Below are 18,883 nucleotides of genomic sequence, written 5' to 3' on the forward strand. Positions count from 1 at the left end.
TCGATCTACCGCGCCGGCGATCCGCCACCACCTCGAGAGACTTTCACTTGGAGACGAGAATGCCCCGAATTTCGCAAGCATGGCCTGTCGTCGCCGCTGCCCTTTTCGCATCCTGCTACGCAACGACTGCGAGCGCATATACGGCTTACGTCACGAACGAGAAGGACAACAGCCTTTCCGTCATCGATACGGACAAGCTCGAGGTCATCAAGACGGTGAAGATCGGTCAGCGACCGCGCGGCATCGTCATGTCCAAGGATGGCAAGTGGATCATCGTCTGCACGAGCGACGACAATGACGTGAAGGTCTACGACGCCAAGACGCTCGAGTTGGTCAAAACCCTGCCATCCGGTCCCGACCCCGAGCTACTGACGCTACACCCCGATGGCAAAAGGCTCTACATCGCCAACGAAGACGATAACCTTGTCACGGTCGTCGACATCGAAACGTCCAAGGTCCTGACCGAAATTCCCGTCGGCGTCGAACCGGAAGGCATGGGGATGAGCCCGGATGGCAAGGTGCTCGTCAACACCTCCGAAACGACGAACATGGCGCACTTCATCGACACCCAGAACCACAAGACGTTCGACAACGTCCTTGTCGATAGCCGTCCGCGGGTCGCGATGTTCAACTCGGCGCAGACCCAGCTCTGGGTGTCCTCCGAAGTCGGCGGTACCGTCGCGGTGATCAACCCCGCCGACCGCAAGATTATCACGAAAATCAATTTCGAAATTCCAGGCGTCGAGAAGGAAGCGATCCAGCCCGTCGGTATTCGCATCACGCAGGACGGCAAGATTGCTTTCATCGCCTTGGGACCCGCAAATCGCGTGGCCGTCGTCGATACGTCGACCTTCAAGGTCTTGAAATACATCCTGGTTGGCCAACGCGTCTGGCAGATGTACTTCACGCCGGACGGTAAACTTTTGTTCACGACCAATGGCGCGTCGAACGATGTAAGCGTGATCGACGTTGCGAGCCAAAAGGCAATCAAATCGATCAAGGTCGGGCGTTATCCCTGGGGTGTTGTGGTTTCGCCCAACTGACGAAACGCGAAGAAAGAACGTGAGGCACTGACGACAATGGCATCGAAAGCTCCGACGGACGCCGAAGGGACGCCGGCCCTCGTCGTCAGCGGCGTAAGCCATAGCTTTGGCGACAGGAAAGTTCTCGACCGGGTCTCCTTGACGGTGAGCCAGGGCGCCTTCGTCGTCCTGCTCGGCCTCAACGGAGCGGGAAAATCCACGCTCTTTTCGCTCATTACGCGGCTCTACGACAACGTCTCCGGCGAGATCTCCATTCGCGGTTTCGATGTGCGCCGGCGGCCCTCCCAGGCGCTGCAGCGTCTTGGTGTCGTCTTTCAAAGCCGCACGCTCGATATCGATCTGACATTGATGCAGAACCTCAAATATCACGCGGCCCTCCATGGCTTTTCGGGCCGCACCGCAACGAACCTCGCCCGCCAGGCGCTGGAGCTCGTCGGCCTCGCCGATCGCGCCGACGAGAAGGTTCGCGCGCTCTCAGGCGGCCAGCTTCGCCGCGTCGAGATCGCGCGCTCCATGATGCATCATCCCGATTTGCTTTTGCTCGACGAAGCGACCGTCGGCCTCGATCTCGGTTCGCGGGAAAGCGTAATGAAGATCGTCCGCGATCTCGTCGCGCGAGACCGCCTCGGCGTCCTCTGGGCAACCCATTTGATGGATGAGGTTCTACCGACCGATCAGGTCGTCATCCTTCACAAGGGCGTCGTTCTCTACAATGGCCCCGTTCCGCAGCTCCTGACACTGACCGGCACGTCGAGCGTGCGCGAAGCGTTTCGCAGCGTCACCGGCACGAAAAGCGCGATCGAGGAGGCCGCCTGATGGCAACGCAAGCTGTCACGACAGGCTCTGAAAACCTCCCGCTGGGCTATCGCGAAGGCGAGGACGCGGCCCGCCGGCGCCTCGGCGTATCCGGTTACTGGGCCTGCTTCAAAGGCATCGTCTGGCGCGAGATCCTTCGCTACCTCCATCAGCGCGAACGGTTCCTGTCGGCGCTCGTCCGGCCACTGATCTGGCTTTTCATTTTTGCGGCGGGCTTCCGGCAAACGCTCGGCGTCTCGATCATCCCGCCGTATGAGACCTACGTCCTCTATGAGGAATATATCGCGCCCGGCCTGATCGCGATGATCCTGCTCTTCAACGCAATGCAGTCCTCGCTGTCGATGGTCTACGACCGCGAGACCGGGACGATGCGGACTCTACTTGTCAGCCCCTTCCCGCGGTCGTTCCTGCTGCTGTCGAAGCTACTCGGAGGCGTCTCGGTTGCGCTGCTGCAAGCCTACGCTTTCATGCTCGTTGCCTGGTTCTGGGGAATTCAGCCGCCGCCGATCACGGAGGTGAAGCTCTTCACCTTCTACGATCCACCGACATGGGCGGGGGACGCTATCGCCAAGATGACGGACCCGATCGTGAACCCGCTCTTCTCTGTTCCCGAGTTCGTTCAGCCGTTCGCCGGTTACATCACCGTCATTCCAGCGATCATCCTGGCCGGCTTGATGCTGGGCTCGCTCGCGCTCTTCATGTCGTCGGTCATCAAGCAGCTCGAGAACTTCGCAGGCGTGATGAACTTCGTCATCTTCCCGATGTTCTTCGCCTCGTCCGCGCTGTACCCGCTCTGGCGGATCCGTGAGGCGAGCCCGCCGCTCTACGAAATCTGCCGTCTCAACCCGTTTACATATGCGGTGGAGTTGATCCGCTTCGGGCTTTATGGACAAGTTGATACGGTTTCGCTGGCCATCGTCGTCGGCTGCACGGCCGTCTTCCTTGCGGCCGCGGTTTTTGCCTACAATCCGTCGAAAGGGTTGATCGCTCGGCGCGGCGGCCCCGGCGGCTCAGCTTGAGGTTGGAAATGAAAATGCTTGGATACACCCTTCGTCGCGCCGGCTTGCAGATCGTAACGGCGCTCGCGCCCTTCGCATGGATGGCCCTTCCCGCCGTCGCTGACGAACCGGCAAAGGCCGAATGGCCCTGCGTCTATCGCAAGGTCCCAGTCTTGAGTGCGGCAACGATCTGGGACGGCCCCGCGATCACCGACACGTCGAGCTGGCGCAAGGACGAGGCGGTCAGAAAGCTCTCGCAGTATCTGGTCTCGCGCCGCGTCAAGGAAGACGAAGCAGAAGCGGCAATCAAGAAATACGCAGCGAGCATCCCCGCCGATACCCGTGACGCCAAAATGACGGAGCTGTTCGCCGCCGTCCTCACGCGCACCAACGAGGACCGCAAGGTCGTGATGTCGGGCATCGAGCGCTTCCACAAGCGGCAGCTCGAGCGCGCGAAGGAAATCGAGAAGGAAGGCATCGCTCTTCCACCGCAATCCAACGACGCAGCCCAGCCGGACGCAGCCCAGACAGACGACTCCCAAAATCCAGCGGGCGAGATTTCCAAGCTCTCCAGCAAGGAAGAGCAATATAAATGGGAGATCCGCACCTTCCAGGAGAAGCAGGCGAACATCCCCATCGCGTGCGAAATTCCTCAGCTCATCGATGAGCGGGCCGGCGCACTAGCTCGCGCCATTCGTGCCGAGATGAAGAGCTGACGGAAGCCGCCTTTTGATTGGCCTGCGCAAGCTGCCCTTCGCTGAAGGGACGCGAGTGCCTGCGCGCCTGCCTCACTTCCTCACGCTCCCGACGAGCAAAATAAATCTTCACGACTCGTTAGCCTTAACGGCTCCTTAACCAAGGTTGACGTACTCTCAACACATCGGCTTCGGCACCGAGCTCTCCCCCGGCCCGAAGCCAAGTTTGCAAGCGAAAGTGTTGTCATCTCTGTCTCGCGTTGTGAGGTTGACCATGCACTACGAACTTGTCTCGCGTGCCCTTGCCTACGCCTCCTGCATCTCGACAATGAGCCTGCTTATGACGTCGATGGCGATCGCCGCCATCAATGTCGGAAGAACGCACCCAGCCTTCTGCCAACCCAATGCCTGCGTCGCCGGCATTCGCGTTGGAACGGAAGCCCAATTCGGCGCTCTGACAAGCAACGCCCATGTCGCCACGTTGGCGGCGAAGTTCTGGCCCGTGACCTGACCTGAAATAAGAAAACTCGAAATCACAAAAAATACGCTCGCCGAAGCGATCTGCCGTCTATGCGGGTAGCGGAGCCGCGCCTTGACGAGTGCGAAGTGAAGTCGAACGATCTACGCACTACGAACGATCCACGACCCAAAAGCCATCCGATGCGCACGGATGGCCGGAAGCACGAAGCCTGCACTGCCAAGCCAATTACGTTGCCTACGCTGCAAGTCAGGCCGGAAACCGAAGCCCGGCCAGCCTACTCTCGAAGCCACACTCGAATTCAGCGATCGAAATGAGCGCGGGTCAGCCTTGGCTCGCGCTCATCCGCTGTTTGACAACCTTGTCGATGGCCTGAAGCTCGGAAATGAGCCCGGCGAAGTCCTTGAGCGCGACCATGTTTGGCCCGTCCGACGGCGCCTTGTCCGGATCCTGGTGCGTCTCGATGAAAAGCCCTGCAACGCCGACAGCAACCGCCGCCCGGGCGAGAACCGGCACGAAACGGCGATCCCCGCCCGACGACGTCCCCTGTCCGCCGGGCTGCTGGACGGCGTGGGTCGCGTCGAAAATGACCGGCGCGCCCGTTTCGGCCATCTGCGGCAGGGCCCGCATATCCACGACCAGCGTGTTGTATCCAAAGCTCGAGCCGCGCTCGGTCACGAGCACATTCGGATTGCCCGAGCCGGTCACCTTGGCAATGACATTCTTCATGTCCCAGGGCGCGAGGAACTGGCCCTTCTTGATCTTCACCACGCGCCCGGTGTTCGCGGCCGCAATCAGAAGGTCAGTCTGGCGGCAGAGAAAGGCCGGAATCTGCAGCACGTCGGCAACCTCGGCGACAGCAGCACACTGCCCGGCCTCGTGCACGTCGGTGACGACGGGGACGCCGTAAGTCTCACGGATTTCAGCAAAAACCGGCAAAGCCGCATCGAGCCCTATGCCCCGCCGGCCGGAAAGCGACGTGCGATTGGCCTTGTCAAACGACGACTTGTAGACGAGACCGAAGCCGAGCTTCTGCGCGATTTCGCTTAAGGCAGCCGCCATCTCGAGGGCATGAGCGCGGCTCTCCATTTGGCAAGGCCCCGCCAAAACCGCGATCGGCTGATCGTTCCCGAACACCACGTCGCGGACGCGCACGTGGGCGGCAGGCTTCAGAATTTCATGTTGAGTCATGGGCGGTTTATAGCCTGCAGGGCGCCACCTCGCGACCCCTTCTGGCGCCTACCCCAAACAAAAACAGCGGCCTGAGGCCGCCGTTCAGAAACCCGAAGGTTTGAATTCTGTTAGATCAGGTCGATTTCAGCCGGCAGATAGCTGGTGACTTCGAGGCCAACTTCCTGCTCGCGAACTGCGGGCTTGGTCCAGACTTTCATGTGCGTCCTCCTAGCATTTTTACAGGTTGTTCCTGTTACATACGTAGTTAGTGAAACAACTCCTCAAATACCAATCTCTTTTTGCTAACGAGCCTCAAACTTTTCGTGATCGAAACCGCGAATTGTTATATCATTTCAGAATGATAATCGATTAGGCCTCCACGCGAGGAAGAACTGTGCCCTCGGAGCTTCAGTTGGCGGCTCCTGCTTTCCCGGAGAGGCGGTTGTCACTTTGACGGGCGCGCCGCGTGCTAAGGCAACTTTGCTAAGCCGCGACTCATAAGGCGGCATAACAATTGCGCGTGGAGACTACGAAAATGCTCGATAATGTTACTTGGCTTGAGCCGGTTCGACCTTTTCTCGAGCCGGTTCTGATCGGCGCCGCAATCGTGTTCGTTCTAGACTTGATCGGCAATCTCATCTCGTTTTCGAACCGCATCCTGAACGCGCTCGCAACCGCGATCGTTTTCGCGGTCGTGTTCGGTGGACTGCTCTACACGGGCGTTCTCAAGCTCGATGTGAGAACCGAGACGACGACAACGAGCGCACCGGCCACGCCGCCGGCAGCCACGACGCCATAAGGTCCGCGTGAGGATCATTGTGATCTTCAAACGGATTCCTAAGACCATCGAATCCCGGCGCATGACGCCGGGATTTTTGTTTCAGTGCTGTTTTCGCGAATTAAGACAAATCGGGCGTCACTTCGCTCGCGTCTTTCGCTTTCTTAACGCTGCCCTCGAAGTGAGCGCCGTCAGCGACGGTAAGCCGCTCCTGAACGATGTTGGCCTCCACGACCGAATGTTCGTGAAGGATGACATTCGAGCCCTTGAGTTCGCCCTTTACACCGCCTTGAATGGCGATTGTCCGTGCAGTGATGATACCTTTGACGTGCGCGCCGTCATCAACTGTTACGGATTCTCCATGCACATCGCCCTCGATGTGACCTTGTATCAGCAGCGAACCTTTGGTTTTCAGGATAAGCTGCTGGCCATAGATTGAAATGTCAGGCCCCAAAATTGATGTTGGCCTGTCGGCTGCGGCGGTCTGATAGCTCGGCGTAGCGGTATTGGCCACGACGCCGATCGGTCCGGAAAAGCGCGGTGGCGCCACTGGCGGCGCGTTGGGTTTTGCAGCTTCCGCACGCGTTTCTGCTCGTGAATCACGACTGAACATAAGAACCCCCTAAAGATTGATCACTGTGAACATAAGAAAGGGCCGGTCCCGCTTGATCAAAAAGGACATGCGATTGCAGCGGCAAGAGGGCACACTGCGAGGAAAACCGAGGGAAAAACTCATCTGATGAAACGTTCGTCGATTTCAGATCGCCTCCTCGGCGTGGCGATCTACGCCTTCGCGGCCGCCGGCATTGCCGGCCTGCCCGCGCTCGCCATCGCCCAAACGGCTCCCACCGATCTCGCTCGTAAGATCGCTCAGTACCGTGAGAAACTCGCGGAATACACGAAAGCGCGGGCGGACTACGAAATCTTGGCGCGCCCCTATTGGGCTGAGATCGCTGAAAAACGCGCGCGTCGGATCGCCAAACTGCGCAAGAAAGAAAAAACAACGCTTGCTGATTATGTCCTCGAGCAACCGCCCATTTATACGGGACCGCCGAAGCCCCAAGATCCGGAGAAACGGCCGGCCGCTGAAGAGTACATGCCGGTTGTCGAAGACTTCCTGAAAAATGCCGGCGAGCACTTCGATTTCGTTCCCGAGCGCCCCGCGAACGATGATCAATACAGGCACGCCTACGCGCAAACGGCGCTCGCTGCGGGACTAACTCCGGCGCAATGCGTCAGGGTCTACGCGTTTGAATCCGGCGGCGACGGCAACTACGCGATTCAAGCGGGATTGGAATACGGCCGCCCCGGAGAGAAGGCCATCTCGACGGCGCTCGGCTATAACCAGCTGCTGACAACGAACAGCGTCGAGCTTCTTGCCGAAGTCGGCGATAAATTCGTGACTGCTTTACGCGCGAAGGCCGACGCGGCAGACGGCGCGCGCCACGCGCAGCTGCAGAAGAAAATCGCGACGCTCGAAAAGATGATCGCATTCAGCCAGACCGTGCCCGATCAATGGAGCGCGCACGCCCGCCTTGCTGAAACGCCGAAGGGCATAGCCCTTCACGCGGTCATTCTCGACATCGACATCAGCCCGCTGTTGCAGGTCGAAAAGTTGCTGACGTCGGTCAACTACGCCAAGCGCCAGGGTTACACCAAGCCGCTGACGGCTGCCGAACTCGAGATGATGAATCTCACGGGCGATGGCACTGGCTTCGACATGGTGACGATGCCGAACGAGATGAGGAAGAAAATCCCGACGTCTAATTTCTTCCAGCGGCGCGGCTACGAGCGCAACCAGGTGGCTATCACGAACAACACGGTCGCCACGCTCATAGCGGCCACCGACGCCAAGATGGAATCGGAAGCCCAACTGCCGGGTGCCCGAGCCCTGGCGGCAGCATTCGAGGTCTTTAGCGAAACGCGCTGACGCTTCGGGGCCTGACGCGGCGCTAGACCAGTCTCGACTGCTCCACGGCCGCCGCGATGAAACTCGCGAACAGCGGATGCGGATCGAAGGGCCGCGATTTGAGCTCCGGATGATACTGCACGCCGATGAACCACGGGTGATCCGGATACTCGACCGTCTCGGGCAGCAGTCCGTCCGGCGATAATCCGGCGATCTTCAGTCCCGCACGTTCAAGGGCTTCGCGGTAGCGCATGTTCACCTCGTAGCGATGCCGGTGACGCTCCGAGATCTCGGTCGAATGATAGATCTTGGCGATATGGCTGCCCTCGGCGAGTGCCGCCTGGTACGCGCCGAGCCGCATCGTGCCGCCAAGCTGGCCATCTTGCCGGCGCTGCTCCAGCTCGTTGCCGCGCATCCACTCCGTCATCATGCCAACGACCGGCTCACCCGTTTCGCCGAATTCCGTCGAGCTGGCGTCCTTGATGCCGGCGAGGTTCCGCGCCGCTTCGAGACACGCCATCTGCATGCCGAAGCAGATCCCGAAATAAGGAACGCGCCGCTCGCGCGCGAACTTCGCGGCCAGGATCTTGCCTTCCGAACCGCGCTCGCCGAAGCCACCCGGCACTAGAATGCCGTTGACGCCTTCGAGATACGGCGCCGGATCTTCGCGCTCGAAGATTTCGCTTTCGATCCACTCGAGCTTGACCTTGACGCGGTTCGCAAGGCCGCCGTGAACCAGCGCTTCGTTGAGCGACTTATAGGCGTCCTTGAGGCCCGTATATTTGCCGACGATCGCGATCGTCACCTGCCCCTCGGGCTGCGCGATGCCACGCGAGATCGTTTCCCAGCGGACGAGATCCGGTTTCGGCGCGCCGGTAATGCCGAAGGCGGCAAGCACTTCCCGATCGAGCCCTTCGCGATGATAGGCGAGTGGCACATCGTAGATCGACGCAACGTCGAGCGCCTGGATCACAGCCTCGGGCCGCACGTTGCAGAAAAGCGCGATCTTCTTGCGCTCGCCGACGGGAATTTCCCGGTCCGACCGGCAAAGCAGAATGTCCGGCTGAATGCCGATGGAGCGTAGCTCCTTCACCGAGTGCTGCGTCGGCTTGGTCTTCAGCTCACCCGCCGACGGAATGTACGGCATCAGCGTGAGATGGATAAAGACCGATGCGCCACGCGGCAGCTCGTTGCCGAGCTGACGGATCGCTTCGAAAAACGGCAAGCCCTCGATGTCGCCAACCGTTCCGCCGATTTCGACGAGCACGAAGTCGACATCCTCGTTGCCCGACAAGACGAAGTTCTTGATCGCGTCGGTCACGTGCGGAATGACCTGCACCGTCCCGCCGAGGTAATCGCCACGCCGTTCCTTTGCGAGGATGTCCTGATAGATGCGCCCCGTCGTGACGTTGTCCGACTGTTTCGCCGGCACGCCCGTAAAGCGCTCGTAGTGGCCAAGGTCGAGGTCAGTCTCCGCACCGTCGTCGGTGACGAACACTTCGCCGTGTTGATAGGGGCTCATGGTCCCGGGATCGACATTCAGATACGGATCGAGCTTCTTGAGCCGTACTGAATAGCCACGCGCCTGTAGAAGCGCGCCAAGGGCGGCGGACGCGAGGCCTTTGCCGAGGGAGGAGACCACGCCGCCGGTGATGAAGATATACCGCTGCATGGGCCTTGGTTCTGGCACAGCCGACCCCGGATTCGGAAGCGGCTTTTTTGCACCTTCACCAAACGAAAAGGTCGCAAGGCTCAGGGTTCAGTCGAACACAACCGTTAAAGAGGCCTGCCGCACTGCTGAGAAACCTCTTGCGTCGCAGCAGCCTGCACGTCCGGAGGCACCCCTTCACCAGCGATCTCCGCCTTCAAGGCTTCGGCTGTTTCACGCGTGTTGCGCGCCGCCGGGGCGATGCCATCGCGGCCATAGGTAACATCGATCGAGACGATGCGAAGATCGGTCGGCTTGATCGCGACCTGATTGCCCTTGTCGGACATTTTCGTCTTTCCGCACTTGAACGTGGTCTGCGCGGGCGTGGCCGTAAACGTCTTCTGATGCTGCGAGGCGCCGTAGTCAGCGGCAGCGGCCAACGCGATCTTTTCAAGCCGGGTCGATGGCGTGCCCGGCGAACCCGCAGCCGTCACATGCGTGCTGCCGTCCGAATTGGCCGAGATGCTGTACCCGGCCGGCGCGAATAAATTCGCGGCCTGATAGTTCGTGACGGACGCCGTCGTCAGATCACCGAGCGTCGCGCCGCAGCCGCCGAGGTGCAGAAGAATGCCGTTGCCTGCAATGAGTGCCGCGGCCCGCCAGGCCTGGCAGTGCAGACGTCCGAGTCGAATCGACCTGATGTTAGCCATGAGTATTCCCCCCACGATCTCCCATTTTCGCAGGGAAACCGCCGGGGGTCCAGCTGACCGGAACCTCTGGCCCCGGCCGCGCACATGAAACTGAGGCGCCGACTATTGATTCTGTGGGACGAGTGGCGCGCGGGGCGCGTCGAGCTTATCCAGGATGCCGCCACGGCCAGGCTCGGGCTTCGAGGCGTTGCCACCGGCTGCCGGAGCCTGCGTTCCGCTAGCGGGAGTGCCGGCCCTATCGAAGACCGACCCGCGCGGCGCCGTATGATTTGCGAGGATCGTCAGCAAAATGCTCGTCGCGAAGAAAGCCGCAGCGAGGCCTGCCGTCGTCCGGGTCAGAAGGTTAGCCGTACCGCGGCCGGTCAGGAAACCACCACCACCGCCGCCGCCGATCCCGAGCGCACCGCCCTCGGACTTCTGCAGCAACACCACGGCGACGAGAGCCGCGGCGATCATCAAATGGATAACGAGGAGTACGGTGGCCATAGTATCTTGATCCGGATTGAGCGGGCGCCAAGCCCCAGCAAGCCAGGCCCAGCAAGGGTGCGCCTATACACTAGCCTGCCGCGATGAACCAGCCCTTGGGCGCATTCCCGCGGCCGCGAATGTTAACCCGTTTTACTTCGGAAGCTATTTTGGCTCTTCAAGACCCGGGAACGGTCGTCGCTGCCGCTAGTGCGGCATAACCACCGTCTCGCCGAACCCGAACGCCGGTGACGACGGGTCGGGGGCGGACGGCGGGCCGGCCGGAGTACTGGCAGGAGAATACGCGTCCGCCGCCGCGGCCCTGGAGCTTGGTTGCATGACAACCGGAGGCGCCGGAGCTGCACGCTCCTGGGAAACCTTCGTTTTTGCCGGCTTGGCAGGCGCATCGTTCTCGGCCTTGGGCTCGGACTGCTTGGCCTTCTTGTGGGTGGCCTTCTTCGGCGCGACCTTTTTCTCAGGAGTAGCCGGTTTCGCAGGCGCACCCGGCTTCGGCGGATCGTGCGCGGCGGGAGCCGTCGGGTCAGCGTCGGAATTGAGCTCGATACGAGCCGCCGCCTCACTTGCGCGCTCGGCCTCAGGCGAAAGCTTGGCGTCGCGGCAGCCGAATTTCACTTGCTCGTCGAGCTGGATGTAATGCTCGATTTCCCGCAGCCTCTCCGCCGGCAAATTGGATTTCGCCCACTGCGGTCCTTTGCCCATGTCGTCGAGAATGCCGGAGGCGCGGAACTTGATCTGCTCGAGCCTGAGCGCGCTACAGGTGTCGGCATCGACCTTCGGTTGTGTCGCCCACGCGGCCGACAGTCCGCAAAAACTTGCAGCGATTGCGACGGCGGCGGCGTAACGAAGAAGTTGCGGCATCACTGCGACTCGTACGCTCGAACTATGGCGAGAAAATCGTTCGCCTTGAGACTCGCGCCGCCAACGAGCGCGCCGTTGACGTTCTCCACAGACATCAGCGTCGCCGCGTTGTCCGGCTTTACCGAGCCGCCATAGAGGATGCGCATTGCCGCTCCTTCCGGGCCAAATGCATCGACGAGATCGCGCCGGATGGCCTCGTGAACGATTCGAACATCCTCGGGCGTCGGCGTCAGCCCCGTGCCGATCGCCCAAACCGGCTCATAGGCGACAACCGTATTGGCCGCGCGCGATTCCTTGGGAAGCGAGCCCTTGAGTTGCCCCGACACCACACCAAGTGTCGCACCGGCGACCCGCTCCTCCTTCGTCTCCCCGATACAGACGATCGCGGTGAGCCCGGCGCGATGTGCAGCCTCCGCCTTCAACCGCACCGCCTCGTTCGATTCACCATGATCTGCCCGCCGCTCGGAATGGCCGACGATGACAGCCGCCGCCCCCGCGTCCTTGAGCATTTCAGCGGAAATATCGCCCGTATGAGCACCGCTCGGCATGGCATGACAATCCTGCCCGGCAAGCAGAACCGGACGCGCCCCGAGAGCGGCCGCAAATCCCGCGATAAGCGTTGCTGGAGGCGCGATCATCACCTCGGCGGAGATAGATGCCAGGGGACCGAGAAGGGCGTCACCGACGGCCAGAACCTCACCGGCGCTTGCCTTGAGACCGTTCATCTTCCAATTTCCCGCAACCAGAGGCCGAATCTCGCGCCGTTCGCTCACCATTCCGTCCCTTCTGTTCGCCGACGCAAACACGCGTTCCGAGCGTCCGCCCTGGTGAACACTCCGTAACCTCATCCCGGTCGCGCTTGCAATCCGAAACGGCCTGCGCTTCATATCACGCTCATCGCTCCGTTTCGCGGAGCGGTTAGCCATCTGAAGCTTGCTGACCTTACGCCCTCCCGCGGCAGCGTCACGCTTCCATCAACGGGACGTCTTTATCTATGCTCGAAGCTCTAAGACGCGGCGCCCAGACACGGGTAGCCAAGCTGCTGTTCGGATTGCTGGTTCTGAGCTTCGGCATCTGGGGCGTCCACGACGTGTTCCGTGGCTGGGGTCGGGGCGCCGTCGCCAAGGTGGGCAACACGTCCATTTCGGACGAAGAATTCCGCCGCGCCTATCAGGACGAACTCGATCGGGTATCCCGTCAGGCGCGCCAGCGCATCACCGCCGAACAGGGCCGAGCATTCGGCCTCGACAAAAGAGTCCTGGCGCAGCTCGTCAGCGGCGCGGCCCTCGAATCCCACGCTCACGAGCTGGGTCTAGCGCTCTCCGACAAGACCCTCGTCGAAGGCGTCCAGTCCGATCCCGATTTCCAGATCGACGGCAAATTCTCGAAGCAGAATTTCGACGCCCTGCTCCGTCAGATCGGCTTGACCGAGCAAGGTTTCCTCAATCTGCGCCGCAAGGATGAACTTCGCGCCGCGATCGTCAGATCGTTCATCACGGGACAGACGGTTCCGAAGCCGCTTTTCGACCTCATGCACGCTTACAACGACGAGAAGCGCGTCATCGAGTGGGTCAAGGTCGATCCCGATGCCGTCACCGTCCCCGATGCGTCCGAGGACAAGCTCAAGGAACTCTACGAGAAAGATAAGTTGAAATACATGACGCCGGAGTACCGCAAGGTGCAGGTGCTGACGCTCGGCGTCGACGAACTGAAGAAGCAGATCACCATCTCCGACGACGACATCGCGAAGTCCTACGAAGCGACGAAGGAAAGTTACAACAAACCGGAAGAGCGGCGCATTCAGCAGATCGCCTTCAAGGACAAAGCGACCGCCGAAGCGGCGCTGAAGGATCTTCGCGACGGCAAGAAGACCTTCGCCGACGTCGCCAAGGAAGCCGGCGCCAAGGATACCGACGTCGATCTTGGCTTGATCACCAAGAAGGCCCTGATCGACCCGAAGATTGCGGACGTCGCGTTCGCGCTCGAAAAGGACAAATATTCCGACGTCGTGGAAGGCCGCTTCGCAACGGTGATCCTGCGCGTCACGCAGATCGAGCCGGGGATCACCCGCACGCTCGCCGACGTCAAGGATCAGGTGCGCGATAAGCTTGCGACGGAAAAAGCCAAGTCCGAGTTGCAGAACAAGCACGACGAGATCGAAGACAACCGCATAGCTGGCAAGTCACTGTCGGAAATTGCGGATACGTCGAAGCTGGCCTTCAAGGAAATTCCGGCAACCGATGCAACGGGCCTTTCGCCCGACGGCAAGCCGGTGTTGGAGACGCCGGACCTCCGCAAGATCGTCACCCGTGCATTCGCGCCCGACAACAGCTCCGACGACACCGCCATCGAGCTGACGGACGGCGGCTACGCCTGGGTGAACGTGCTCTCGACCGAAGCACCGAAACAGAAGCCCTACGATCAGGTGAAGGATCAGGTGAAGGAGAACTACACCTCCTCCGAACGCCACCGCCTGATCAATGAGCTCGCAAAGAGGCTCGCGGACCGCGTCAACGCCGGTGAGCCGATGACCGCTCTCGAAGCAGAAGCGAAGAACAAAGTCGAAAAAACCGATCCTCTGACGCGCAAGACCATCCCGCAGAGCCTTTCCGACGGGATCGTCGTGCAGGCCTTTGCCTTGCCGAAGGGCAAGGCGAGCCACGGGGATTCGCCCGACCACACGACGGAAATCGTCTATCGCGTCGCCGACGTGATCGCCGCGCCCGAAGCGTCTCTGACCGAAACCGATCAGCTGACCCGCGAACTCAATGCCGAACTCGCAAACCAGTCGCTCACCGAATATACCGAAGCACTCAAAAAGCGCCTCGGCACATCCGTAAACGCTGCGGAGATGAGTGCCGCCATCGGCATAAGCGAAGAGTGAGACTGACGTGAGCGCCCCAACGGCAGCGCCGGCATCGGCAAAAACTTCGTCGGACGCAAACTCAGGGCGCGCGGATATTTTCCCCGCGCCCGATCAATTCGCCAAGATCTACGGCGCCGGCACCTCGCAGGTCGTCTGGACGCGCCTCATCGCCGATCTCGAAACACCGGTCTCGGCCTATCTGAAGCTCGGCGAGCAGCGCGCGATGAACTTCCTTCTCGAATCGATCGAGGGCGGCTCCGCCCGCGGGCGCTATTCCGTCATCGGCTTCGCCCCGGACCTGATTTGGAGGGCCAACGGCGACACGGCGGAAATCAATCGATCGCCGGAAGCTGATCCGAACGCGTTTACACGCGATACTGATCCGGCACTGCAGTCGCTCCGCAAATTGCTTGCCGAGAGCGCGATCGCTCTCCCCGAAACGTTGCCGCCGATGGCTGCCGGTATTTTCGGCTACATGGGCTACGACACCGTCCGGCTAATTGAAAAACTGCCGGAGATGACGCCGGACACGCTGGGCGTGCCAGATGCCATCCTGATCCGGCCGACGCTGATGCTCATCTTTGACAACGTCAAGGATGAGATGATCCTCGTGACGCCAGTCCGCCCAAGCGCGAGCGTTACCGTCGCCGACGCCTACGCCACAGCTCTGGCGCGCATCGAGGGGGCCATCAAGGCCCTCGATACCCCGCTTCAGCACACGGCTTCGGCGCCTCAGCCGACGCTTGCGCTGCCTGAACCGCAATCGAACACGTCCCCTGCCGACTACATGGCGATGGTTACGAAGGCGAAGGAATACATCAAAGCCGGCGATATCTTTCAGGTCGTGCTCTCCCAGCGCTTTTCGGCGCCGTTCGCACTTCCGTCATTCGCGCTCTATCGCGCCTTGCGCCGGCTCAATCCTTCACCCTTCCTGTTCCATCTCGATTTCGGCGGCTTCCAGCTCGTCGGATCGTCGCCCGAAATCCTCGTTCGCGCGCGCGACGGCGTTGTCACCATCCGGCCCATCGCCGGAACAGCACCCCGCGGCGCCACCGACGCCGAGGACAAGGCATTGGGAGCAGCCCTCCTCGCCGATCCGAAGGAGCGCTCCGAGCATCTGATGCTGCTCGACCTCGGCCGCAACGACGTCGGCCGCGTCTCCGAACCCGGCACTGTCACCGTCACCGATAAATTCGTCATCGAGCGCTACAGCCACGTCATGCACATCGTGTCGAACGTGATCGGCAAGCTCGATGAGAAAAATCACGACGCGATCGATGCGCTGATGGCGGGCTTCCCGGCAGGCACCGTTTCAGGCGCGCCGAAAGTGCGCGCGATGGAGATCATCGCCGAGTTCGAGAAAGCCAAGCGCGGACCCTACGCGGGCTGTGTCGGCTATTTCTCGGCAAGCGGGGAAATGGACACCTGCATAGTGCTCCGAACTGCCATTCTCAAAGACGGCATGATCCACGTGCAGGCCGGCGCCGGCATCGTGCACGACAGCATTCCCGAGAATGAACAGCAGGAGTGCATCAATAAGGCGAAAGCCGTGGTGCGCGCCGCCGAAGAAGCCGTTCGCTTCGCTTCACGCTCGTCCAACACTCGTTAACAGCAACACCAGCTGGGCGCTTAGCGAACCTTCGCCTCCGCGCGCCACCTCTTGGCCCAGGCTCGCTGCCACGGCGTCCATTTCGGCCGCCACAGCAGGCTGACGACGCTGTGCCAGATCGCATAAATCGGAAACCAGAAAAGCACCCGGAGGGGCAACACGCCGAGTGCGAACGCCAGCCGCCGGATCCGCTTCGATGCGGCCGCGCCGTATTTCTGACTGCGCGCCTTCACCCATGCTCTGACCCGTTCCGGGCCGAGCACGCGCTCCGCGACCCTGAGCGCGATGAAAGCAACGACCGCGATCGGCAGCAGCAGCCAGAGCACAATCCAGAGGAGTTGCGTGAAAATCCACCAGATGATGCTTAGGAGGAGGCCAAGAAGCCAAAAAATCGGCGCCAGTAGATAATCCATTGCGGATGGACCTTGTCATCACGGCAGCGCGAATCTATGGCCTATCGCTTAACGGCATCGACGGCCTGTTATATGGTCCGTTCGTCGCGCAACGCCAGCCCAAGGCCGCAATGCTTTCTCTTGCCCTCCTCCGCCACGCCAAATCAAGCTGGGAAGCGAAGGACATCGACGATTTCGACCGTCCCCTGAACGACCGGGGGCGCACCGCCGCGCCGGTCATGGGAGCGGTTCTGCAGGAACTGAATTTCGCGCCCGACCGCATCCTTTGCTCTCCGGCGAAGCGAACCCAAGAAACGCTGACGCTGATCTCACCATTCGTTAAAGACGCCGAAGTGACGTTCGACGAACAGTTGTATCTAACAAGCCAAGAGACACTTCTCTCACGTCTGAAAGCCGTTCCGGTCGGCGTCAAAAAAGTGCTGATGATCGGCCACAATCCTGGCATGCACGGCCTCGCGCTGATGCTGGCGGGCACCGGCGACGCCAAGTCGATATCGCGACTGGAAGATAAGTTTCCAACCGCCGCGCTCGCGACGTTCTCCTTCCCGCAGGTCGCTTGGCGCGACCTGACGCCGGCATCGGGCCACCTCGAAGCGTTTGTCACCCCCCGCGACCGGGCGTGAAACGCCGAAACCCCGTCCCGCGTTGAAACAAGCCGTTCGAGGGCCATATTTTCCGTGTCGCGGTGCGTCCGGGGTCTGCTAGAAGGGCTTAAGTCCGCATTGAATGCGCGCCGGCAGACCAAGGGCCAATATGCTGATCCTGATCGATAACTACGATAGCTTCACCTACAATCTCGTCCATTACCTGGGCGAGCTGGGGGCCGAAAGCGTCGTCATTCGCAACGACAAGATTTCAGCCGACGAAGTGCTCGCGAAGAAGCCTCAGGCGATCGTGCTGTCGCCCGGCCCGTGCACGCCGAACGAAGCCGGCGTTTGCCTCGACCTCATCAAGAAGGCCGGGCCCACTATTCCGCTGCTCGGCGTCTGCCTCGGCCATCAGGCGATTGGACAAGCCTACGGCGGCAACGTCATTCGCGCTCCCGCTCCGATGCATGGGAAACTGTCGACGATCTCCAACACCGGCAAGGGTATATTCAAAGGCTTGCCGCCGCGCTTCGACATCACGCGCTATCACTCGCTCATCGTTGACCGCGCGACGCTCCCCGAGAGCCTCGAGGTCACGGCTGAAACGGACGACGGTATAATCATGGGGCTGCAGCACAAGACGCATCCCGTCCACGGCGTTCAGTTCCACCCCGAAAGCATCGCGTCCGAGCAGGGCCACGCGCTCCTTGCCAATTTCCTTTCGCTGGCTGGCTTCTCACCGAAAAGCCGTAAGGCGGCCTGACCCGTGACAACCGCAGCAACCGTTGCCAATCCGGCTCGCGAACTGAAGAGCCTCATGAATCGCATTGCCGATGGCGAAACCCTCGGCGATGAGGGCATGCAGCAGGCGCTCGATCTGTTGATGTCCGGCATCGCTCCGCCGGTTGCGATGGGCGCGTTCCTCATGGGGCTGCGCGTCCGCGGCGAAACCACGGAAGAAATCACGGGCGCCGCGAAATTCATGCGCGGACGCATGACGACCGTCGATGCACCGCCGGGCGCCATCGACATCGTCGGTACGGGCGGCGACAGCCGCGGCACTTATAATATCTCGACGGCCGCGACGTTCGTCGCTGCCGGAGCCGGTGCGATCGTTGCGAAGCACGGCAACCGCGCCGTCACATCGCTTTCGGGCGCCTCCGACGTTCTCGCGGCCCTTGGCGTCAAGCTCGACGTTCCGCCCGTCGTCGTTTCGCGCGCGATAGCCGACGCCGGCGTCGGCTTCCTCTGGGCACCGCTTTATCATCCGGGGTTCAAGACGTGGGCGCCGATCCGCGCCGACCTTGGACTGCGGACGATTTTCAATCTGCTCGGACCTCTCTGCAATCCGGCGCGCGTCACGCGGCAAGTCCTCGGCGTCTATGACCGCAAGCTTGTCGAGCCGATCGCGGAAGTTCTCCGAAAGCTCGGCTCGGTCCATGCATGGGTCGTCCACGGCGCCGACGGCATGGACGAACTGACGACAACCGGCGTCACCCACGTCGCGGAGCTGAAGGATGGCGATATCTTCGCTTTCGAGCTGACGCCGGAAGACGCAGGCCTTGCACGCAGCGATATCGAGGCGCTGAAGGGCGGCGATGCGGCGACCAACGCGGCCGCCATTCACGCGCTCCTGCAGGGCGAAATGGGCCCCTATCGCGATATCGTCGTACTGAATGCCGCCGCAGCACTCGTCGTCGCCGGCAAAGCCGATGGCCTGCCGGACGGGATCGAGAAGGCGGAAGCATCGATCGATACCGGACGAGCCGCACGCGCCCTCGACCGGCTTGTCGCCGTCACCAACGAGCGGGTTTGA

Annotated in this window: 21 protein-coding genes; 12 read left to right on the top strand and 9 right to left on the bottom strand. The window is 61.2% G+C overall.

Annotated elements, in window-relative coordinates; translation table 11 throughout:
• The first annotated feature begins 59 nt into the window (after nucleotides 1-59).
• The 5 genes from AB4Z24_RS15230 (at nucleotide 60) to AB4Z24_RS15250 (ending at nucleotide 4,063) form a co-directional block, all read left to right on the top strand.
• Entirely contained in the window at nucleotides 60-1,043 is a 984-nt protein-coding gene (locus AB4Z24_RS15230; protein WP_441709557.1) for a YVTN family beta-propeller repeat protein, read from the top strand.
• Between the two features lie 36 nt (nucleotides 1,044-1,079).
• Nucleotides 1,080-1,859 carry an ABC transporter ATP-binding protein gene (locus tag AB4Z24_RS15235; protein WP_441709559.1) on the top strand — a complete coding sequence of 260 codons (780 nt, stop codon included), beginning with the start codon at nucleotides 1,080-1,082 and terminating at the stop codon, nucleotides 1,857-1,859.
• Entirely contained in the window at nucleotides 1,859-2,878 is a 1,020-nt protein-coding gene (locus tag AB4Z24_RS15240) for an ABC transporter permease (RefSeq protein ID WP_441709560.1), read from the top strand. The genes AB4Z24_RS15235 and AB4Z24_RS15240 overlap by 1 nt, the downstream gene beginning before the upstream one ends.
• Before the next feature lie 8 nt (nucleotides 2,879-2,886).
• Nucleotides 2,887-3,573: a hypothetical protein gene (locus AB4Z24_RS15245; RefSeq protein ID WP_441709562.1), complete on the top strand. Its 687-nt coding sequence runs from the start codon at nucleotides 2,887-2,889 to the stop codon at nucleotides 3,571-3,573.
• 253 nt (nucleotides 3,574-3,826) lie between these two features.
• On the top strand, nucleotides 3,827-4,063 hold the full coding sequence (locus tag AB4Z24_RS15250; RefSeq protein WP_441709564.1) for a hypothetical protein: 237 nt from the start codon (nucleotides 3,827-3,829) through the stop codon (nucleotides 4,061-4,063).
• A gap of 291 nt (nucleotides 4,064-4,354) precedes the next feature.
• On the opposite strand, the gene kdsA is transcribed toward AB4Z24_RS15250, so the two are convergent.
• Together kdsA and pqqA are read right to left on the bottom strand one after the other, a co-directional pair.
• Nucleotides 4,355-5,221: a 3-deoxy-8-phosphooctulonate synthase gene (gene kdsA / locus AB4Z24_RS15255; RefSeq protein WP_290989674.1), complete on the bottom strand. Its 867-nt coding sequence runs from the start codon at nucleotides 5,219-5,221 to the stop codon at nucleotides 4,355-4,357.
• Between the two features lie 110 nt (nucleotides 5,222-5,331).
• A complete protein-coding gene (gene pqqA, locus AB4Z24_RS15260) occupies nucleotides 5,332-5,421 on the bottom strand; it encodes a pyrroloquinoline quinone precursor peptide PqqA (protein ID WP_015597947.1) in 90 nt (29 codons plus the stop codon).
• Nucleotides 5,422-5,738: 317 nt separating this feature from the next.
• Between pqqA and AB4Z24_RS15265 the strand changes: the two genes are divergently transcribed.
• A complete protein-coding gene (locus AB4Z24_RS15265; protein ID WP_441709567.1) occupies nucleotides 5,739-6,002 on the top strand; it encodes a hypothetical protein in 264 nt (87 codons plus the stop codon).
• 100 nt (nucleotides 6,003-6,102) lie between these two features.
• On the opposite strand, the gene AB4Z24_RS15270 is transcribed toward AB4Z24_RS15265, so the two are convergent.
• Nucleotides 6,103-6,594 carry a bactofilin family protein gene (locus AB4Z24_RS15270; RefSeq protein ID WP_441709569.1) on the bottom strand — a complete coding sequence of 164 codons (492 nt, stop codon included), beginning with the start codon at nucleotides 6,592-6,594 and terminating at the stop codon, nucleotides 6,103-6,105.
• A 126-nt stretch (nucleotides 6,595-6,720) separates the two neighbouring features.
• Here AB4Z24_RS15270 and AB4Z24_RS15275 point away from each other — a divergent pair, with 126 nt between their 5' ends.
• Nucleotides 6,721-7,911 (top strand): hypothetical protein, encoded by a 1,191-nt coding sequence (locus tag AB4Z24_RS15275; RefSeq protein ID WP_441709571.1) that lies wholly within the window; start codon nucleotides 6,721-6,723, stop codon nucleotides 7,909-7,911.
• Between the two features lie 22 nt (nucleotides 7,912-7,933).
• Here AB4Z24_RS15275 and AB4Z24_RS15280 read toward each other — a convergent pair whose 3' ends face one another.
• From AB4Z24_RS15280 to tpiA, 5 genes are all read right to left on the bottom strand, one after another.
• Nucleotides 7,934-9,562, bottom strand: a complete 1,629-nt coding sequence (locus AB4Z24_RS15280; protein ID WP_441709573.1) for a CTP synthase — start codon at nucleotides 9,560-9,562, stop codon at nucleotides 7,934-7,936.
• A gap of 104 nt (nucleotides 9,563-9,666) precedes the next feature.
• Nucleotides 9,667-10,248: a hypothetical protein gene (locus AB4Z24_RS15285; protein WP_441709575.1), complete on the bottom strand. Its 582-nt coding sequence runs from the start codon at nucleotides 10,246-10,248 to the stop codon at nucleotides 9,667-9,669.
• A 102-nt stretch (nucleotides 10,249-10,350) separates the two neighbouring features.
• A complete protein-coding gene (gene secG / locus AB4Z24_RS15290) occupies nucleotides 10,351-10,734 on the bottom strand; it encodes a preprotein translocase subunit SecG (RefSeq protein WP_441709576.1) in 384 nt (127 codons plus the stop codon).
• 186 nt (nucleotides 10,735-10,920) lie between these two features.
• Entirely contained in the window at nucleotides 10,921-11,592 is a 672-nt protein-coding gene (locus AB4Z24_RS15295) for a hypothetical protein (protein WP_441709578.1), read from the bottom strand.
• Complete coding sequence (gene tpiA / locus AB4Z24_RS15300; RefSeq protein ID WP_441709579.1) at nucleotides 11,592-12,368, bottom strand: triose-phosphate isomerase; 777 nt, start codon at nucleotides 12,366-12,368, stop codon at nucleotides 11,592-11,594. Before tpiA ends, AB4Z24_RS15295 begins: the two co-directional genes overlap by 1 nt.
• A 218-nt stretch (nucleotides 12,369-12,586) precedes the next feature.
• On the opposite strand from tpiA, the gene AB4Z24_RS15305 reads away from it, so the two are divergent.
• Both AB4Z24_RS15305 and trpE read left to right on the top strand, forming a co-directional pair.
• Nucleotides 12,587-14,476, top strand: a complete 1,890-nt coding sequence (locus tag AB4Z24_RS15305) for a SurA N-terminal domain-containing protein (RefSeq protein WP_441709581.1) — start codon at nucleotides 12,587-12,589, stop codon at nucleotides 14,474-14,476.
• Nucleotides 14,477-14,483: 7 nt separating this feature from the next.
• Entirely contained in the window at nucleotides 14,484-16,067 is a 1,584-nt protein-coding gene (gene trpE, locus AB4Z24_RS15310) for an anthranilate synthase component I (RefSeq protein ID WP_441709582.1), read from the top strand.
• A 20-nt stretch (nucleotides 16,068-16,087) separates the two neighbouring features.
• Here trpE and AB4Z24_RS15315 read toward each other — a convergent pair whose 3' ends face one another.
• On the bottom strand, nucleotides 16,088-16,480 hold the full coding sequence (locus AB4Z24_RS15315) for a hypothetical protein (RefSeq protein ID WP_441709584.1): 393 nt from the start codon (nucleotides 16,478-16,480) through the stop codon (nucleotides 16,088-16,090).
• Nucleotides 16,481-16,485: 5 nt separating this feature from the next.
• Between AB4Z24_RS15315 and AB4Z24_RS15320 the strand changes: the two genes are divergently transcribed.
• The 3 genes from AB4Z24_RS15320 (at nucleotide 16,486) to trpD (ending at nucleotide 18,883) form a co-directional block, all read left to right on the top strand.
• Nucleotides 16,486-17,103, top strand: coding sequence for a SixA phosphatase family protein (locus AB4Z24_RS15320; protein ID WP_441709586.1), 618 nt, complete (start codon nucleotides 16,486-16,488; stop codon nucleotides 17,101-17,103).
• Nucleotides 17,104-17,233: 130 nt separating this feature from the next.
• The gene (locus AB4Z24_RS15325) at nucleotides 17,234-17,830 is read left to right on the top strand and encodes an anthranilate synthase component II (RefSeq protein WP_441709588.1); all 597 of its coding nucleotides are present in this window, start codon (nucleotides 17,234-17,236) and stop codon (nucleotides 17,828-17,830) included.
• A 54-nt stretch (nucleotides 17,831-17,884) separates the two neighbouring features.
• Nucleotides 17,885-18,883: an anthranilate phosphoribosyltransferase gene (gene trpD / locus AB4Z24_RS15330; RefSeq protein WP_441710054.1), complete on the top strand. Its 999-nt coding sequence runs from the start codon at nucleotides 17,885-17,887 to the stop codon at nucleotides 18,881-18,883.

This window comes from Hyphomicrobium sp. 2TAF46, from assembly GCF_052114865.1.
Lineage (GTDB): Bacteria > Pseudomonadota > Alphaproteobacteria > Rhizobiales > Hyphomicrobiaceae > Hyphomicrobium_B.

Bases quoted from the DNA above. Each gene is read 5' to 3' on its own strand.
- AB4Z24_RS15280 (WP_441709573.1), bottom strand. From the start codon at position 9,562: ATGCAGCGGTATATCTTCATCACCGGCGGCGTGGTCTCCTCCCTCGGC.
- AB4Z24_RS15245 (WP_441709562.1), top strand. From the start codon at position 2,887: ATGAAAATGCTTGGATACACCCTTCGTCGCGCCGGCTTGCAGATCGTA.
- AB4Z24_RS15305 (WP_441709581.1), top strand. From the start codon at position 12,587: ATGCTCGAAGCTCTAAGACGCGGCGCCCAGACACGGGTAGCCAAGCTG.
- AB4Z24_RS15230 (WP_441709557.1), top strand. From the start codon at position 60: ATGCCCCGAATTTCGCAAGCATGGCCTGTCGTCGCCGCTGCCCTTTTC.
- trpD (WP_441710054.1), top strand. From the start codon at position 17,885: ATGAATCGCATTGCCGATGGCGAAACCCTCGGCGATGAGGGCATGCAG.
- AB4Z24_RS15325 (WP_441709588.1), top strand. From the start codon at position 17,234: ATGCTGATCCTGATCGATAACTACGATAGCTTCACCTACAATCTCGTC.
- AB4Z24_RS15315 (WP_441709584.1), bottom strand. From the start codon at position 16,480: ATGGATTATCTACTGGCGCCGATTTTTTGGCTTCTTGGCCTCCTCCTA.
- AB4Z24_RS15265 (WP_441709567.1), top strand. From the start codon at position 5,739: ATGCTCGATAATGTTACTTGGCTTGAGCCGGTTCGACCTTTTCTCGAG.
- AB4Z24_RS15250 (WP_441709564.1), top strand. From the start codon at position 3,827: ATGCACTACGAACTTGTCTCGCGTGCCCTTGCCTACGCCTCCTGCATC.
- AB4Z24_RS15270 (WP_441709569.1), bottom strand. From the start codon at position 6,594: ATGTTCAGTCGTGATTCACGAGCAGAAACGCGTGCGGAAGCTGCAAAA.
- AB4Z24_RS15320 (WP_441709586.1), top strand. From the start codon at position 16,486: ATGGACCTTGTCATCACGGCAGCGCGAATCTATGGCCTATCGCTTAAC.
- tpiA (WP_441709579.1), bottom strand. From the start codon at position 12,368: ATGGTGAGCGAACGGCGCGAGATTCGGCCTCTGGTTGCGGGAAATTGG.
- AB4Z24_RS15285 (WP_441709575.1), bottom strand. From the start codon at position 10,248: ATGGCTAACATCAGGTCGATTCGACTCGGACGTCTGCACTGCCAGGCC.
- AB4Z24_RS15295 (WP_441709578.1), bottom strand. From the start codon at position 11,592: ATGCCGCAACTTCTTCGTTACGCCGCCGCCGTCGCAATCGCTGCAAGT.
- AB4Z24_RS15275 (WP_441709571.1), top strand. From the start codon at position 6,721: ATGAAACGTTCGTCGATTTCAGATCGCCTCCTCGGCGTGGCGATCTAC.
- secG (WP_441709576.1), bottom strand. From the start codon at position 10,734: ATGGCCACCGTACTCCTCGTTATCCATTTGATGATCGCCGCGGCTCTC.
- kdsA (WP_290989674.1), bottom strand. From the start codon at position 5,221: ATGACTCAACATGAAATTCTGAAGCCTGCCGCCCACGTGCGCGTCCGC.
- AB4Z24_RS15240 (WP_441709560.1), top strand. From the start codon at position 1,859: ATGGCAACGCAAGCTGTCACGACAGGCTCTGAAAACCTCCCGCTGGGC.
- AB4Z24_RS15235 (WP_441709559.1), top strand. From the start codon at position 1,080: ATGGCATCGAAAGCTCCGACGGACGCCGAAGGGACGCCGGCCCTCGTC.
- pqqA (WP_015597947.1), bottom strand. From the start codon at position 5,421: ATGAAAGTCTGGACCAAGCCCGCAGTTCGCGAGCAGGAAGTTGGCCTC.